General features: G+C 34.4%; 13 protein-coding genes. 8 read left to right on the top strand and 5 right to left on the bottom strand.

Annotated elements, in window-relative coordinates:
- Positions 1–230 precede the first annotated feature (230 nt).
- The 3 genes from ACFFLS_RS17210 to ACFFLS_RS17200 form a co-directional block, all read right to left on the bottom strand.
- Positions 231–1292: a UDP-glucose--hexose-1-phosphate uridylyltransferase gene (locus ACFFLS_RS17210; protein ID WP_379684280.1), complete on the bottom strand. Its 1062-nt coding sequence runs from the start codon at positions 1290–1292 to the stop codon at positions 231–233.
- Positions 1293–1308: 16 nt separating this feature from the next.
- Entirely contained in the window at positions 1309–2469 is a 1161-nt protein-coding gene (galK, locus tag ACFFLS_RS17205) for a galactokinase (RefSeq protein ID WP_379684281.1), read from the bottom strand.
- Between the two features lie 238 nt (positions 2470–2707).
- Positions 2708–3760: an aldose epimerase family protein gene (locus tag ACFFLS_RS17200; RefSeq protein WP_379684282.1), complete on the bottom strand. Its 1053-nt coding sequence runs from the start codon at positions 3758–3760 to the stop codon at positions 2708–2710.
- 102 nt (positions 3761–3862) lie between these two features.
- Here ACFFLS_RS17200 and ACFFLS_RS17195 point away from each other — a divergent pair, with 102 nt between their 5' ends.
- Positions 3863–4861, top strand: a complete 999-nt coding sequence (locus ACFFLS_RS17195; RefSeq protein WP_379684283.1) for a GntR family transcriptional regulator — start codon at positions 3863–3865, stop codon at positions 4859–4861.
- 81 nt (positions 4862–4942) lie between these two features.
- Here ACFFLS_RS17195 and ACFFLS_RS17190 read toward each other — a convergent pair whose 3' ends face one another.
- Both ACFFLS_RS17190 and ACFFLS_RS17185 read right to left on the bottom strand, forming a co-directional pair.
- Positions 4943–5632, bottom strand: coding sequence for an NUDIX hydrolase (locus ACFFLS_RS17190; RefSeq protein ID WP_179000824.1), 690 nt, complete (start codon positions 5630–5632; stop codon positions 4943–4945).
- A gap of 195 nt (positions 5633–5827) precedes the next feature.
- Positions 5828–6019 carry a hypothetical protein gene (locus ACFFLS_RS17185; protein ID WP_379684284.1) on the bottom strand — a complete coding sequence of 64 codons (192 nt, stop codon included), beginning with the start codon at positions 6017–6019 and terminating at the stop codon, positions 5828–5830.
- A 151-nt stretch (positions 6020–6170) separates the two neighbouring features.
- On the opposite strand from ACFFLS_RS17185, the gene ACFFLS_RS17180 reads away from it, so the two are divergent.
- The 7 genes from ACFFLS_RS17180 to ACFFLS_RS17150 all read left to right on the top strand — a co-directional run bounded on the left by ACFFLS_RS17180 (position 6171) and on the right by ACFFLS_RS17150 (position 16305).
- Positions 6171–7715 (top strand): alpha-N-arabinofuranosidase, encoded by a 1545-nt coding sequence (locus tag ACFFLS_RS17180; RefSeq protein ID WP_379684285.1) that lies wholly within the window; start codon positions 6171–6173, stop codon positions 7713–7715.
- 9 nt (positions 7716–7724) lie between these two features.
- Positions 7725–9710: a glycoside hydrolase family 127 protein gene (locus ACFFLS_RS17175; RefSeq protein WP_379684286.1), complete on the top strand. Its 1986-nt coding sequence runs from the start codon at positions 7725–7727 to the stop codon at positions 9708–9710.
- A 347-nt stretch (positions 9711–10057) separates the two neighbouring features.
- Entirely contained in the window at positions 10058–11749 is a 1692-nt protein-coding gene (locus ACFFLS_RS17170) for a ribulokinase (protein WP_379684287.1), read from the top strand.
- On the top strand, positions 11733–12434 hold the full coding sequence (locus tag ACFFLS_RS17165) for an L-ribulose-5-phosphate 4-epimerase (protein WP_012023205.1): 702 nt from the start codon (positions 11733–11735) through the stop codon (positions 12432–12434). The genes ACFFLS_RS17170 and ACFFLS_RS17165 overlap by 17 nt, the downstream gene beginning before the upstream one ends.
- A gap of 161 nt (positions 12435–12595) precedes the next feature.
- Positions 12596–14104, top strand: a complete 1509-nt coding sequence (gene araA / locus ACFFLS_RS17160) for an L-arabinose isomerase (RefSeq protein ID WP_379684288.1) — start codon at positions 12596–12598, stop codon at positions 14102–14104.
- Between the two features lie 252 nt (positions 14105–14356).
- Positions 14357–15541 carry an aldose epimerase family protein gene (locus tag ACFFLS_RS17155; protein ID WP_379684289.1) on the top strand — a complete coding sequence of 395 codons (1185 nt, stop codon included), beginning with the start codon at positions 14357–14359 and terminating at the stop codon, positions 15539–15541.
- A gap of 128 nt (positions 15542–15669) precedes the next feature.
- Positions 15670–16305, top strand: coding sequence for a hypothetical protein (locus ACFFLS_RS17150; protein WP_379684290.1), 636 nt, complete (start codon positions 15670–15672; stop codon positions 16303–16305).
- Positions 16306–16328 lie beyond the last annotated feature (23 nt).

Raw genomic sequence — 16328 nt, 5'->3', positions numbered from 1 at the left:
GTGTTTGTTTGTTTATAAGGTTTTGATTTAAAAATAATTTTTTATGTTGTTTTGCCTTATTAAAAATGCATTATGTGTTTTAATTGTGTTATTTTTTTAATAAAACAGGAACAAGAGCCAAATGTAAAATAAAAAATCATAAATACATCACATACAAATGTGTTTTTTACATTTATGAGTAGTTAATTCTGTTAAATTTTAAGGCTTCTTTTTCATAAAAAGATAATTTTTTAACCAAGATTGACTGCATCTTTGTAATGAATCTCTGGTTGCTGTCTTAAAATTTCGGCACTTTTCTCTGGAGTAATATCTCGCTGCGATTCGCCAAGCATTTCGTAACCCACCATAAATTTCTTCACTGTTGCAGAACGAAGAAGAGGCGGATAAAAATGCATATGGAAATGCCATTCAGGATGTTCAAGTCCGTCTGTAGGAGATTGATGAATTCCTGATGAGTATGGAAATGAAGTGCTGAAAAGATTGTCGTATTTAACAGTTAACTGCTTTAAGATTCGTGCATAAGCAGTAACCTCTTCTGCTGTAAAGTTGGTAATTTTATTAACTGCTCTTTTGCTGACAATCATGGTTTCGTAAGGCCAGATTGCCCAGAACGGAACTAATGCCACAAAATGATCATTTTCGATAACGATACGAGTTCCCGCTTTTAATTCTGCTTTTACATAATCTTCTAGCAGTGTTGTGTGGTTTTTGTCAAAATAAGACTTCAGGCTCAATTGCGTTTTCTCTACCTGCGTCGGCAATGAGGATTGTGCCCAGATTTGCCCGTGCGGATGCGGGTTGCTGCACCCCATAACACTTCCTTTGTTTTCGAAAATCTGAACATGGTTGATGTATTTGATATTTCCAAGATCGGTATATTCTTTCTGCCAGGTTTTAATAATGGTCTCAATTGCTTTAAGTTCCATTTCTGGAAGCGTAAGGTCGTGTCTCGGAGAAAAACAGACTACTCTCGAAATTCCCTGTTCTGGTTTTGCTTTAAAAAAAGTATGTTTGATATCTTCTTCAAAAATAATTTCGTCCTGTTTCATGGCAGCAAAATCATTTTCAAAAACATAACTGCTGTCGTATGCAGGATTATTTGATCCGTTTGCACGAACATTCCCCGGACATAAATAACAAGTCGGATCGTATTTTGGCAGCGTTTCTGCAGAAATAGTTTCGTTTTGTCCTTGCCATGGGCGTTTGGCTCGATGCGGCGATACCAAAACCCATTCATTTAATAATGGATTAAAGCGTCTGTGTGGATCTTCGTTAATGTCAAAATTTTTCATTGTAGTTGTGGTGGTATTAAAGTAATGTTGTTCCGTTTGCGATTTTTACATCGTAGAATTTTAATTCGATGCCAAATGTATTTAAATAAAGATTTGAAAACTTACTTTTTACCACATTTTCATGACCTTTTTTCACTAAATTGATTGTACAGCCACCAAAACCACCTCCCATTAAACGAGATCCCACAATTGCATCGTCTTCTTTTGCAGTATCTACGAGCATATCCAGCTCTTCGCAACTTACTTCATATTCCTGCGAAAGACCATAGTGGGTTTCAAAAAGAAGTTCGCCCAAAAGTTCGATATTTCCTTTGTCTAATGCTTCGCAGGCTTTAACGACACGATTGATTTCTTTTACCACAAAATGAACTCTGCTGAAAACTTTTTCGCTCATTTTATCTTTAAGATTAACCACTTGCTCTTCTGTAGCATCTCTGAAACTTTTGATTTCTGGAAAATGATTTTTTATAATCGCTAAACCTTCCTCGCATTCGATTCTTCGGGTATTGTATTCTGAAGTAAAAAGGGAATGTTTTACGTTTGAATCAAATAAAATCAATGAGTAATCTTTGAAATCGGCATTATGATATTCAAAATCTAGTGTGTTGCAGTCGAGTTTGATTACTTTATTTTCAAGTCCGTGAACGCTTGAAAACTGGTCCATGATTCCGCAGTTGATTCCAACCCAGTGTTCTGCTTTTTGTCCTAATAAAGAAATATCTACTTTCTCGATTTTTAAATCAAAAAGCGATTTGATTCCGAAAATCATCCCACACTCTAAGGCGGCAGAAGAAGATAAACCAGAACCAACCGGAATATTACTGCTGAAAACACAGTTGAAACCATCAAAAGAATATCCGTTATCTTGCAATTGTTTGATGACACCTCGAATATAATTTGTCCAAACAACATCACTCAATTTCACTTCTTGAGTAAGGTCAATTTCAAATTCTTCATTCAGGTCAATCGCGATAATTTTAGAAGTTTTCGTATTGTTTTTTTCAAAAGCAAAACAAATTACTTTGTCAATTGCAGCCGGTAAAACATAACCGTCATTGTAGTCAACATGTTCTCCGATAATATTGATTCTTCCTGGAGAAAGTACTGTTTTCTGTGGAGAAGATCCAAAAGATTTCTCAAAAAAAGCAACAGTATTTTGTATTAAAATATCATTCATTATATAGTTAGTTGTATTGTGGTTTTAGAATTTTATTAATGGGTTGAGTAAAATTATTTTTTCTATTTATAGCTTAAATTAAAAATCTGTCTAAATCAGCTTTAATCTGTGTAAATCTGCGTGAAAAAATCTTGGCAAAAGTATTTCACGCAGATTTTAAAAGATTTCAGCAGATTCAATTTGATTTTACTTGCTGGATGAAACTATTTTTATTTTATCCCATCCAACGGTTATTATATTAATCTAAACTTTCAAATTTGTAAACTGTTTTCTGTGTGTATTGTTCTCCTTTTTTCAAAACAGCATTTGGGAAATGTGCCTGATTTGGCGCATCTGGGAAATTTTGTGTTTCAAAACAAATACCGCTTTGTGCATTGTAATCGACGTTTTCTTTTCCTTTTAATTTTCCGAAACAATTTCCGCCTACATATATATGTACACTTGGCTGATCGGTATAAACATTCATTCTTAGTTTATTTTTTAAACTGATTAATTGTGCAACGATTTCCGTTTCAGAATTGACTACAAAAGAATTGTCTATAGGAAACGGACAGTTTTTAGTTGCTCTAAAATCAAAATCATGATCAGTTAAATCCGTAAAATCTCCTGTTGGAATATTATCTGAATTTGTTTCCAGCATTTTGGCCGATTTGATAAACATTTGCTGTTCTAAAACATTTCCATCATGTCCGTCAAGATTAAAATAACTGTGATGTGTTAAATTAATAACCGTGTCTTCTGTTGAAGTTGCTTTATATTCTAATCTTAATTCGTTTTCTTCTGTCAAAGTATAAGTTAAGTAAACCGTCATTTCGCCAGGGAAATTTTCGTCTAAATGTTGGCTCAAAAGCCCAAAAGTAATAGACGAATTTTCGTCAGTTTTTGCATTGGTCACACTCCAAGCTTTTCTTCCAAATCCCATCGTTCCGCCGTGAAGCGTATTTCCATTATTGTTTCCGTCAAGCTGAAATTTTTTATCGTTCAGACTAAAAGTGGCTTTATGAATACGACCGGCGTAACGTCCAACCGTTGTTCCAAAATAAGGAGCACTTGGTAAATTATACGATTCTAAATACGATTCCAGATTATCAAACCCTAATACAACATCGGTTAATTTTCCGTTCAAAGGAATCTGGATTGAAGTTACAGTTGCACCATAATTGATGATTTGAACTTTCATTCCGTTTTTATTCACTAATTCAAATGAATAAATTTCTTCCTTATCAGGCATTAAACCAAACAATTTGCAATTATGAGTGTCTTTTAAATGAGATATGTGTTTTATTTCCATATAATTTTTACCAATAATGAAATCCAAAAATAGAAACATTCTCTATATTTGCATACCAGTACCTACCAGTTTTTAATATTAATAGTCAAAATGACTTTATTTATGAACATCATTTCTATCCAAAATAATATTGGTCTTCCAAAATATAAGCAGATAATTCTTTCAATAGAAAAAGCGATAGAAGAAGGAAATTTGGTCAAAGGAGACCGTCTTCCTTCGGTAAATAAAGTCTGTTTGGCGTTTTCTTTGTCGCGTGATACAGTGCTTTTAGCGTACGATGAATTGAAGAAAAGAGGAATTATTTATGCCATTCCTGGAAAAGGATATTATGTTAAAAGCATTGAAATCACTATAACTCAGAAGATTTTCCTGCTTTTTGATGAACTCAATATTTTTAAAGAAGACATTTATAATTCGTTTCTAAAAAATATTGGAAAAAATGTTCAGGTTGATATTTTCTTTCATCATTTCAATGTTCAGGTTTTTAAAAAACTGTTGCACGACAGCAACGGTAATTACACAAAATATATCATTATGCCGACGAACTTAATCGATATCGCCGCTGCTATAAAAACCCTACCAGTAAATGACGTAATTATTCTGGACCAGACAAATCCAGACTTAAAAATGTATCCAGCAATTTACCAAAATCATAAAAAAGATATTTTTGAAGGACTGTTTAAAGTAAAATCAAAATTGGCTAAATACAAAAAACTGATTTTGATTTTTTCGGGCCACAGAGAACCGCCCGGAATGAAATTGGGTTTTGAGGACTTTTGCAGACAATACGATTTTGAGTATGAAGTTATTTCAGAATTTGCCAATAAATCCATAAGATTGGGAGATTTATATGTCATACCAAATGATCGCGATTTGCTGCTGGTTATCGAAAATGGAATGAATCAGAATCTAAGACTTGGTTCTGATTTTGGTATAATTTCGTATAATGAAACGTCTTTGAAAAAAATTGCGGCCAACGGAATAACAACTATTTCTACCAATTTTGAATTGATGGGAAAAATCTTGGCAGAAATGGTGCTGAAAGGAACCAAAGAGCAGATCGAAAACAAATCAGCTCTTATAGTAAGGAGTTCTTTATAAATTTCTCCCATAGATTTAGCAGATTTTTTTGATAATTGATCAGCTAAATCTCCTAAATCTGCAAGCGAATAAATAAAGTTCTTATAAATTGAGTGCAAAGTTATTTTGCAGTTTTTCTTCGTATTTCTCTTTATTAAAGGTATACAGGTAAGAACCTTTTCGAGAAGACTGCATGTCTTTTTCTTCTAATTTATTTAAAATATCAAGAGAATTAATTTTGCTGATGAAATTTCGTTTGTCCAATTCTTTGCTCAAAATAGCTTCATACAATTCTAAAAGCTGACGCATCGTGAATTTCTCTGGAAGCAATTCAAAACCAATTGGTTTTACAGACGTTTTATAGCGAAGTCTCTTAATAGCATTTTGAACCATTTCGTTATGGTCAAAAATCAAGTTTGGAGCATCGTTAATTGGGAACCATTCTGCATGATAATTTTGAATCAATTCAGCATTGTGATTTTCAATATTAATTAAAGCAAAATAAGAAACCGAAATGGTTCTTTCTACTGGATCACGGTCGATTTCACTGTAAGCATATAACTGCTCCATATAAATATCATTCAGACCTGTATAGGTATTTAAGATTCTGGTGGCGGCACTATCTAAAACTTCGTCGCGTTTTAAGAAACCTCCAATCAAGGACCATTTACCTTTTTCGGGCTCAAAATCTCTTTGGATCAAAAGGATTTTCAAACCTTCATTATCAAATCCAAAAATGATGCAGTCTACTGCCAGTAACACTTTATCGGCAGAACTATAGCTGTTTAACATATATAATTAATTTGGATTGTAAATATATGAACTTCTTAAAACGTTTCATAATTTATTAATGTTGTTTTTACACTTATGTTAAAAATGTTGCAAAAAGAAGTTTTATTGTTGATTTCAGTCAATGAAAAAAGAACGTTTTTTTTCGAATTCTTCCTCATTTTCTATCGAAATTATAAGCCAAAGGTAGAAACATTTTTAAAAGAGAATTGATTTGAGGATTATTATTTCATGCTCAGAATTCAAATAAATTTTAGCTGTTGTTACAAAACCCAGAGAAATCAAGGTTTTTGTAAGTTTTTCAAGTTTTTTAACTTTTTGTAAATCTTGTAACAGCCCTTTGTTTCTGCCCATTTTTTGAAGTTCAATTGATAAATCTGCTTTTTGCAACCAGTTGTTTTGGGAATTTAATTTTTTTACCTGACTTTTTTTTATTTAAATTTACAAATGTCAAACAAACACTTATTAATCTAAAAAACCAAAATCCTTTAAAAATATGAAACCACCATATTTTTTTAGGTTTCAAAAAACCAAAAAAACTATGAAAAAACCATTTCTCCTGCTGTTTGCGGTCTTGTGTCTGCAAACAGTAAGTGCGCAAAAGGAACCCGTAACCATTACAATAAAAAATGATGCTTCGGCACCAACGATTAACAAAAATATCTACGGTCATTTTGCGGAACATTTAGGACATTGTATCTATGGAGGATTTTTTGTTGGAGATACTTCAAAAATTCCAAATACAAATGGAGTTCGAAACGACATTATCCAAGCATTAAAAGATTTAAAAATTCCGAACTTGAGATGGCCGGGAGGTTGTTTTGCCGATACCTATCACTGGAAAGACGGAATTGGGCCAAAAGAACAGCGTCCGACAATTGTAAACCAATGGTGGGGAGGCGTTACAGAAGACAATAGTTTTGGAACACATGATTTTTTAAATATGTGTGAACTGTTAGGAGCAGAACCTTATTTGTCTGGAAACGTTGGGAGTGGAACGGTTCAGGAATTAGCAGACTGGGTTCAGTATACCAATTTCGGAGGTAAAAGTCCGATGAGTGATTTGCGTAGAAAAAACGGAAGAACAGAACCATGGAAAGTAAAATATTGGGGAATTGGAAATGAAGCATGGGGTTGTGGAGGAAACATGACTGCGGACTATTATGCAAATGAATACCGAAAATTTGCGACTTTCATGTCAGATTGGAGTAATACAGGTGGCATTACAAGAATTGCTTCTGGATCCAATAGTTCAGATTACAACTGGACAGAAGTTTTAATGAAAAATATTCCACGAAATATGCTTGGGGGATTAGGTGTTCATCATTATGCTGTAATCAATTGGGACAAAAAAGGTTCTGATGTTGATTTCAGCGAAAAACAATATTTCGAGACTATGCAGTCTGCTTTAAAAATGGAAGAGCTGGTAACCAAACATGCGGCCATTATGGACAAATATGATCCAGAGAAAAAAGTGGCGATGATTGTTGACGAATGGGGAGGCTGGTACGAAGTGCAGAAAGGAACAAATCCAGGTTTTTTATATCAGCAGAATACTATGCGTGATGCAGTTTTGGCCGGAGCAACATTAAATATTTTCAATAATCACGCAGATCGAGTTCGTATGGCCAATTTAGCACAGTGTGTAAATGTGCTGCAGGCTGTAATTTTGACCGATAAAGCCAAAATGATTACAACGCCAACTTATCATGTAATGAAAATGTATAGCGTTCATCAAGATGCTAAATTACTGCCAGTTGATTTTAAATCGCCGTTATATACTGTTGACGGAAAAAGTATTCCAGCGGTTTCAGCTTCTGTATCAAAAGATCAAAAAGGATTAGTTCATATTTCATTGGTCAATGTTGATGCAGTAAATAAGAACAAAATTGAAATTGATGTAAAAGATTTGGGTGTAAAAAACTTTACGGGAAGTATTATTACGTCTTCAAAACTACAGGATTATAACTCATTCGAAAATCCGAATAAAATTATTCCAGTTGCTTTTAAAGGTTATGAAAACAAAAAAGGAAAACTGGAAATAACATTGCCTCCTTACTCTGTTTTGGTTTTAGAAGGAAAATAATGTAGCATCATGAAAAAATACCATTATTCTTTATTAAGTATTTGTCTGGCGCTTCTGATATTAGTTTCCTGTAAAGAAACCAAAAATCAGGCTGTACAAAGTGATAAAACTTCTGTTTTAAAAGCAGGTTATCAAATTGAGCCCGTAAACATTCAAAATGTAAAGTTGACCGATTCGTTTTGGCTTCCTATCATCAAAAGAGTGCAGGAAATTACAATCGAATATGCCATCAAAAAATGTGATGAAGAAGGTCGTTTCGAGAACTTTTTAATTGCAGGAAAACAAAAAACAGGAAAAGTAAGAGGTGATATGCCTTTTGATGATACCGATGTTTATAAGATTATCGAAGGAGCATCAAATACTTTAATCAGTGCGCCAAATCCGAAACTGGAAAGAGTTCTGGATTCGATGATAGCAATTGTAAAAATTGGTCAGGAACCAGATGGATATATCACAACCTGGAGAACTATAAATCCAGCAAAACCGCCTGCAACTTGGGTTCCTGTAATCGAAGGAAAACGTTGGGAATCGTTGCAGATTAGCCACGAATTATATAATCCGGGACATTTGATTGAAGCGGCAATTGTACATTATGAAGCAACAGGAAAAACTAATTTTCTTGAAATCGCCATTAAATCGGCTGATATGCTGGTTCGCACTTTTGGAGATAATCCGGGACAGGTCAAAGGCGTTCCAGGGCATCAGATCGTGGAAACGGGATTGTTGAAGTTGTATCAAATTACAGGAAAAGAAGAGTATCTGAAACTGGCAAAATACTATTTAGACAATCGCGGAAATCCAAATAATCATAAATTGTATGGAGAATATGCGCAAGACCATATACCGGTAGTTGAGCAAAAAGAAGCTGTCGGACATGCCGTAAGAGCAGTTTATATGTATGCAGGAATGACAGACATTGTGGCTTTGACAAAAGATAAATCGTATGAAAATGCCGTAAACAATCTGTGGGAAAACATGGTAAACAAAAAAATGTATATCACAGGCGGAATAGGTTCAAGACATGATGGAGAAGCTTTTGGTGCAAATTACGAACTGCCAAACTTAACGGCTTATAACGAAACTTGTGCCGCAATTGGCGATGTATATTGGAATCATAGATTGCATAATTTATATGGAGCTTCTAAATATTTTGATGTTATCGAAAGAACGATGTACAACGGATTAATTTCGGGAATTTCGCTTGACGGAAAACAATTTTTCTATCCAAATGCTTTGGAAGCAGATGGGGTTTACAAATCAAATCGTGGTTCTTGTACAAGACAAGGCTGGTTTGACTGTTCTTGCTGTCCAACCAATCTGATTCGTTTTATTCCGTCCATTCCGGGATTGATTTATTCCAAAACAAAGAATGATTTATATGTGAATTTATATGCTTCAAACGATGCTTCTTTCACAATAGGGAAAATTGATTTACAAATTTCGCAGCACACTTCTTATCCTTGGAACGGAAAAGTAGGCATTTCTGTTAATCCTAAAAAAGAAAGTCAATTTACGATTAAACTGCGTGTTCCGGGCTGGGCAAGAAATGAAGTTTTGCCAGGAGATTTATATACGTATAAAAAAGCTTCAACTCAAAAACCAACAATTACTATAAACGGAGAAATAGTGGCAATTCAACCAGAAAACGGGTATTTCAATGTTACAAGAAATTGGAAAAAAGGAGACAAAATCGCACTTAATTTTCCAATGGAAGTTCAGGAAGTAGAAACCAATTCAAAGGTAGAAACCAATAAAAATAAAGTCTCTTTAGAGTACGGTCCGCTAGTGTATGCGATTGAAGAAATTGACAATAAAAACAATTTCGATAAAATCAATATTTCGGCTTCAGACACTTTCAAAGTAAAAAAAGAAGCCAATTTATTGCAGGGCGTAAACGTGATTGAAAATTCAAAATTCAAAGCCATTCCATATTATTCTTGGTCAAACCGAGGCGTAGGAAAAATGAAAGTTTGGTTGGATTATAAGAATCAGTAAAAGTTCCAAAGGAACAGATTTTAAAAAAGCCACAGATATCACAGATTAGAAGGATTAAAAAAAATCATTTAAATCTTTTTAATCTGTGGCAAAAAATTAAAAATCAACTTTAATAAAATAAAATTCGGTAAGATTTTAAAGTGCGTTTTGATAACGATTTGTAGATTAAGTTGAAATAATTTCAGTATAATAAATGTATTGTTAACATTTGTTTTTTGAATGAAAGCTAAAATGCTGTTTTAATGCATTTATAGCAAAAATGAATTATGAAATTTAAGTTAAGTGTTTTTTGTACACTTATGAAATAATTATCTCTATATTTGTCAATATTTTAAAAAAGAAATAGAATGAAAAATTATGTAATAGGATTGGACTACGGAACAGATTCTGTTCGCGCGGTGCTGATAGACGCTGAAAATGGACAGGAGTTGGCATCGAATGTTTCTCATTACAAAAGATGGAAAAACAAGCAATATTGTGACGCCTCTATAAACCAGTTTCGTCAGCATCCTTTGGATCATATCGAAGGATTGGAAATTACAATTCAAAATGTAGTTAAAGAAAGTAAAGTTGATCCTTCATTAGTAAAAGGAATTTGTATCGATACAACAGGATCTTCTCCTGTGCCAGTTACAAAAGAAGGAACTCCATTGGCTTTGACAAAAGGTTTTGAAGAAAACCCAAATGCGATGATGGTTTTATGGAAAGACCATACTTCGATAAACGAAGCAAACGAAATCAATGAACTGGCAGTAAGCTGGGGCGGAGAAGATGTTACAAAATACGTGGGAGGAATTTACTCTTCTGAATGGTTTTGGGCAAAAATTCTTCATATCGCAAGACAAGACGAAGCCGTTCGAAATGCAGCGCACACCTGGATGGAGCACTGCGATTTAATGACGTATTTGTTGATTGAAGATAAAGATTTAAAAACGTTCAAAAGAAGCCGTTGCGCAGCTGGACACAAAGCGATGTGGCATGAAGACTGGAAAGGATTACCGCCAGTTGAATTCTTAGAAAAATTACATCCGTATTTAGCACAACTTCGCGGCAACTTATATGATGAAACCTATACATCAGATTTAGTTGCCGGAAATTTAAGCAAAGAATGGGCAGACCGTTTAGGACTTTCTACAGATACAGTTGTGGCTGTTGGAACTTTTGACGCACATTCTGGAGCAGTTGGAGCTAAAATTGAAGAAAATACTTTGGTTCGTGTTATGGGAACTTCAACCTGTGATATTCTGGTTGGTTCTTATGATGAAGTAGGAACAAAAACCGTTCGCGGTATCTGCGGACAAGTTGATGGATCTGTAATTCCAGGTTATATTGGACTTGAAGCGGGACAATCTGCTTTTGGAGATTTATTGGCTTGGTACAAAGAATTATTGATGTGGCCGACAGAACATTTATTAGGTTCTTCAGCTGTTTTGAATGATGCTCAAAAAGAACAATTAAGAGAAGAATTCAGTGATAAATTAATTGTAGAATTGACAAAAGAAGCGGAGAAAATTCCAGTTTCAGAAAGTCTTCCAATTGCTTTGGACTGGATTAATGGAAGAAGAACTCCAGATGCCAACCAAGAATTAAAAAGTGCTATTTCGAATCTTTCTTTAGGAACAAAAGCGCCACATATTTTCAAAGCTTTAGTAAACGCAATCTGTTTTGGAGCGAAGAAAATTGTAGACCGATTTGAAGAAGAAGGTGTAAAAATCGACAGCGTAATCGGAATTGGTGGAGTTGCCCGTAAATCTCCTTTTATCATGCAGACTTTGGCTAACGTTTTAAACAAGCCAATTAAAATTGCAGCTTCAGACCAAACTCCAGCTTTAGGGGCGGCAATTTACGCAGCCGTTGCAGCCGGAATTTATCCAAACGTAATCGAAGCAAGCCAGAAAATCGGAAGTGATTTCGACGGTGAATATTTTCCTCAAACAGACAAAGTTGAAGCGTATCACAAACTGCTTTTAGGATACGAAAAACTAAGTTCTTTTGCAGATCCAAACCTTAAAATATCGCAACATGAGCTCTCTTTATAAAGATTTAAAACAAGAGTGTTACGAAGCCAATATGCAGTTAAATGCATTGAATTTGGTGGTATACACTTTTGGAAATGTAAGTGCTGTGGACCGCAAAAATGGTGTTTTTGCCATTAAACCAAGCGGTGTTCCTTACGAAGATTTAAAACCGGAAGATATCGTAATTGTCGATTTTGATAATAATGTTATTGAAGGAACGATGCGTCCATCTTCGGATACAAAAACGCATGCTTATTTATACAAGCATTGGCCAAATATTGGTGGAGTTGCTCATACACACGCAACCTATTCTGTGGCTTGGGCACAATCTCAATTAGATATTCCAATTTTTGGAACTACACATGCAGATCACTTAACGGCTGATATTCCATGTGCACCGCCAATGGCAGATTCTTTAATTGAAGGAAACTATGAACACAATACTGGAATTCAGATTTTGGATTGTTTCAAAGAAAAAAATCTTTCATACGAAGAAGTAGAAATGATTCTAATTGGAAATCACGGTCCGTTTGCATGGGGAAAAAATGCAGCAAAAGCAGTTTACAACAGTAAAGTTTTAGAAGTTGTGGCAGAAATGGCCTACTTGACTTTGCAAATCAACCCAAACGCGCCAAGATTAAAAGATTCCTTAATTAAGAAACATTACAATCGTAAACACGGAAAAGATTCGTATTACGGACAGTAGGAGTTTTGTTTCAGGTTTCAGGTTTGTTTTGTTTCAAGTTGTTGGAACGTGAAACCTGAAACTTGAAACAAGGAAAACGGAAAATAATAATATAACATAAGTTTTTCGGCATTTCAACAACTTGAAACTTGAAACAAAGAAAACTTGAAACAAAATAAAAAATGGTAGATATATCTCAAAAAGAAATTTGGTTTGTAGTAGGAAGCCAAGAATTATATGGTGAAGAAACGCTTAGAAAAGTAGCAGAGCATTCACAGATTATTGCAAAAGGATTAGATGCTTCATCTTCAATTCCGGTAAAAGTAGTTTACAAAGATGTAGTAAAATCGCCTTCACAAATCTTAGATGTATGTTTGGCGGCAAACTCAGCCAAAAACTGTATCGGAATTATTGCTTGGATGCATACTTTCTCTCCAGCAAAAATGTGGATTGGCGGATTAAATATCCTTAAAAAACCATTATGCCATTTACATACACAATACAATGCTGAAATTCCGTGGGGATCTATCGACATGGATTTCATGAACTTGAATCAATCGGCACACGGAGATCGTGAATTCGGCTTCATCATGTCAAGAATGCGCAAAAAACGCAAAGTTGTTGTTGGGCATTGGGAAGACGAAAGAGTTCAGAAAAAATTAGGAATCTGGTCAAGAGTCGTTTTAGGATGGGATGAACTTCAAAACCTAAAAGTAGCTCGTATTGGAGACAATATGCGTGAAGTTGCCGTTACAGAAGGTGACAAAGTAGAAGCGCAAATTCGTTTTGGAGTTTCAGTAAACGGATACGATTCTTCAGATGTTACCAAACATATCGAAAAAGTAACTGACAAACAATTAGCTGATTTATTAGCAGTTTACGAGTCTTCTTATACTTTAACTGATTCTTTAAAAGAAGGCGGAGCGCAAAGAAGTTCTTTAGTAGAAGCAGCAAAAATTGAATTAGGTTTAAGAGCTTTCCTTGAAGAAGGAGGATTTGGTGCTTTTACAGATACATTTGAAAACCTTGGTGTTTGGAAACAATTACCAGGAATTGCAACACAAAGATTAATGGCTGATGGTTATGGTTTTGGTGGAGAAGGAGACTGGAAAACAGCTGCAATGGTAAGGGCTTTAAAAGTTATGACTGTTGGTTTGGAAGGCGGAACTTCTTTCATGGAAGATTATACGTACCATTTCACACCTCAAAAATCATACGTTTTAGGTTCACATATGTTGGAAATTTGTCCATCAATCGCTGACGGAAAACCTTCTTGCGAAGTGCATCCGTTAGGTATTGGAGGAAAAGAAGATCCAGCTCGTTTGGTATTCAACTCTCCTGCAGGAGATGCAATCAATGTTTCTTTGGTGGATATGGGAACTCGTTTCCGTTTAATCGTGAACGAAGTAGAAGCCGTTAAACCAATGGCAGAATTACCAAAACTTCCTGTAGCACGTGTGCTTTGGGATTGTAAACCAAATTTAGATATTGCAGCAACAGCTTGGATTCTTGCTGGAGGAGCGCATCACACGGTTTACAGCCAATCATTAACAACAGAATATATGGAAGATTTTGCAGATATCGCTGGAATCGAATTATTAGTGATTGATGAAAAAACTACTGTAAGAGATTTCAAAGATAAAATCAACGCAAACGAAGCCTATTATCATTTGTTTCAACACGGGTTGTAATCTGAGATACTATCCCGATAGCTATCGGGACTAAGTTGCTAAGATTCTAAGTTTTTGTTACTTTTAACTTTCAACGCAGATAAAACAGATTTGCTTTTGCAAAAGCGCAGATAAAAACAGATTTAAATAATTAAAAAATCAGTGTAAATCCGCGTCTTCGCGAAAGCGAATCAGTTTTGTCCGCGTCCAAATATTACGTTCAACGAATAACTTTTAACATCTAACATTTCACAAACCAAAAAAATATCATTTATGAATGCATTAAAACGTTGTGTTTTCGGAATAGGCCTTTTAAGTTTGGCTGCAGTTTCAGTTCAATGTAAAAGCGATAAAAAAGCGGATACAGAAAAAGTAGCAACTGACGCAAAAGCTTTAGTTACAATCGATAAATCGGACTATGGAACTACTGCCAAAGGCGAAAAAGTAGAAAGTTATAAACTGAAAAACCAAAATGGGATGGAAGTTGACATCATCACTTTTGGCGGAAGAATTACAGATTTGAAAGTGCCTAATAAAGAAGGTGTTTCTGAAAATGTAGTTATCGGATTCAATTCTTTGGCACAATATGAAAAAGAAAATCCTTTCTTCGGAGCTTTGATCGGAAGATACGGTAACCGAATTGCGAAAGGTAAATTTTCATTAGATGGAAAAGACTATCAGTTAGCAATTAACAACGCACCAAATGCTTTACATGGTGGTCCGCAAGGATATTTCAATGTTGTTTGGAAAGCAGATGAGGTTAAATCTGGGGAAAACGCCTCTTTAAAATTATCTTATGTAAGTAAAGATATGGAAGAAGGTTATCCTGGAACTTTGAAAGTTTTTGTGACTTATACATTGACAAATGATAATCAGTTAGAAGTTTTGTATGAAGCGACGACAGATAAAAAGACAGTTGTAAACTTAACACAGCATTCGTATTTCAATTTATCAGGAGATTTTACTAAAACAATCCTAGATCACGAATTGACTTTAAATGCTGATAAATTAGTTCCAGTTGATGCAGATCTAATTCCGACAGGAAAATTAGAAGATGTTACTGGTACGCCTTTCGATTTCAGAACGCCAAAATTAATTGGAAAAGACATTAATTCTAAAAATGATCAGTTAGAAAAAGGAAAAAGTTACGACCACTGCTGGGTACTGAACAATCCTGAAAAAGGAAAAACAATTATCGCAAAAGTGTACCACGCAGCAAGCGGAAGAGTTTTAGAAATGACAACAGACGAGCCTGGAATTCAGTTCTACTCAGGAAATTTCCTTGACGGAACTTTACCAATGCCAAACGGAGGAACTTTTGCACACAGAACAGGATTATGTCTGGAAACAGAGCATTATCCAGATTCTCCAAATCAGAAAAATTTCCCAACAACGGTTTTAAACCCGGGAGAAAATTATAAAACGAAAACGACTTTTAAGTTTTCAGTTCAAAAATAATTTTTAGATTTTGTTAATTAATTTTAGTTCAAAAAACCTCGGAAGTATATGCTTTCGAGGTTTTTTTGTTTCAGTTATTCTGCTTTACATTTGAAGCAGAATTCAAAAGGTTTAAAAAAAACGTGATTATGAGAAAAATAGTTATTTGTATATCCATTTTAATTTTGGGCATTCAAAGTTGTCAAAATAAAGACAACAGTGAGTTAAAAAACAACTCTATTATTGAAAGTGATTCGATAAAGAAAAAAGAAATTAATTCTGGTGTCGATGCAAAAGAGCAGATAGAATTGGTTAAAAATTTTATGAAATGGTATATTAAAAATTTAGATGCGCTATATAAGTTTAATACCATTGCAGGAGGAGGAAACGTAGCAGAAAATGAAGAACCGCAAAATTATTATGTAGATTTTAATGAGGTTGAAAATTATATTGTCGCGCTCAAAGAAAGCGGTTTCTTAACAGATAATTTTCTGAAAAACGAAAAACAAACATTTATAGAAGGCGACAAATATTTTAAAGAACATCCAGAAAATGACGGCCCGCCATATGGTTTTGATTACGATCGTTTCTTTTTTACTCAAGATGCATTTGAAGAAGATCTTCCAAATATTGATAAAAGCAAGTATTATGTTAGTCAAAAGGATGAATTCAATTCAGAAGTTAAATTTTACCTTCCTATATGTGGAATCAACTATAAATATTCTTTGAAAAAGATAAATGACAAATGGTTTATTGATAAAATAGAGCCTATTGATAAATTGTAGTTTTTTATAAAGGAATATTCATA

The organism is Flavobacterium procerum (genome assembly GCF_042431625.1).
Classification (GTDB): Bacteria; Bacteroidota; Bacteroidia; order Flavobacteriales; family Flavobacteriaceae; genus Flavobacterium; species Flavobacterium procerum.
Note: the sequence above shows the minus strand (reverse complement) of the source record. Positions and strands in the feature narration are given on the sequence as shown.

Excerpts from the sequence above, each read along its gene's own strand:
- ACFFLS_RS17210 (WP_379684280.1), bottom strand. The coding sequence starts at position 1,292 with ATGAAAAATTTTGACATTAACGAAGATCCACACAGACGCTTTAATCCA.
- galK (WP_379684281.1), bottom strand. The coding sequence starts at position 2,469 with ATGAATGATATTTTAATACAAAATACTGTTGCTTTTTTTGAGAAATCT.
- ACFFLS_RS17200 (WP_379684282.1), bottom strand. The coding sequence starts at position 3,760 with ATGGAAATAAAACACATATCTCATTTAAAAGACACTCATAATTGCAAA.
- ACFFLS_RS17195 (WP_379684283.1), top strand. The coding sequence starts at position 3,863 with ATGAACATCATTTCTATCCAAAATAATATTGGTCTTCCAAAATATAAG.
- ACFFLS_RS17190 (WP_179000824.1), bottom strand. The coding sequence starts at position 5,632 with ATGTTAAACAGCTATAGTTCTGCCGATAAAGTGTTACTGGCAGTAGAC.
- ACFFLS_RS17180 (WP_379684285.1), top strand. The coding sequence starts at position 6,171 with ATGAAAAAACCATTTCTCCTGCTGTTTGCGGTCTTGTGTCTGCAAACA.
- ACFFLS_RS17175 (WP_379684286.1), top strand. The coding sequence starts at position 7,725 with ATGAAAAAATACCATTATTCTTTATTAAGTATTTGTCTGGCGCTTCTG.
- ACFFLS_RS17170 (WP_379684287.1), top strand. The coding sequence starts at position 10,058 with ATGAAAAATTATGTAATAGGATTGGACTACGGAACAGATTCTGTTCGC.
- ACFFLS_RS17165 (WP_012023205.1), top strand. The coding sequence starts at position 11,733 with ATGAGCTCTCTTTATAAAGATTTAAAACAAGAGTGTTACGAAGCCAAT.
- araA (WP_379684288.1), top strand. The coding sequence starts at position 12,596 with ATGGTAGATATATCTCAAAAAGAAATTTGGTTTGTAGTAGGAAGCCAA.
- ACFFLS_RS17155 (WP_379684289.1), top strand. The coding sequence starts at position 14,357 with ATGAATGCATTAAAACGTTGTGTTTTCGGAATAGGCCTTTTAAGTTTG.
- ACFFLS_RS17150 (WP_379684290.1), top strand. The coding sequence starts at position 15,670 with ATGAGAAAAATAGTTATTTGTATATCCATTTTAATTTTGGGCATTCAA.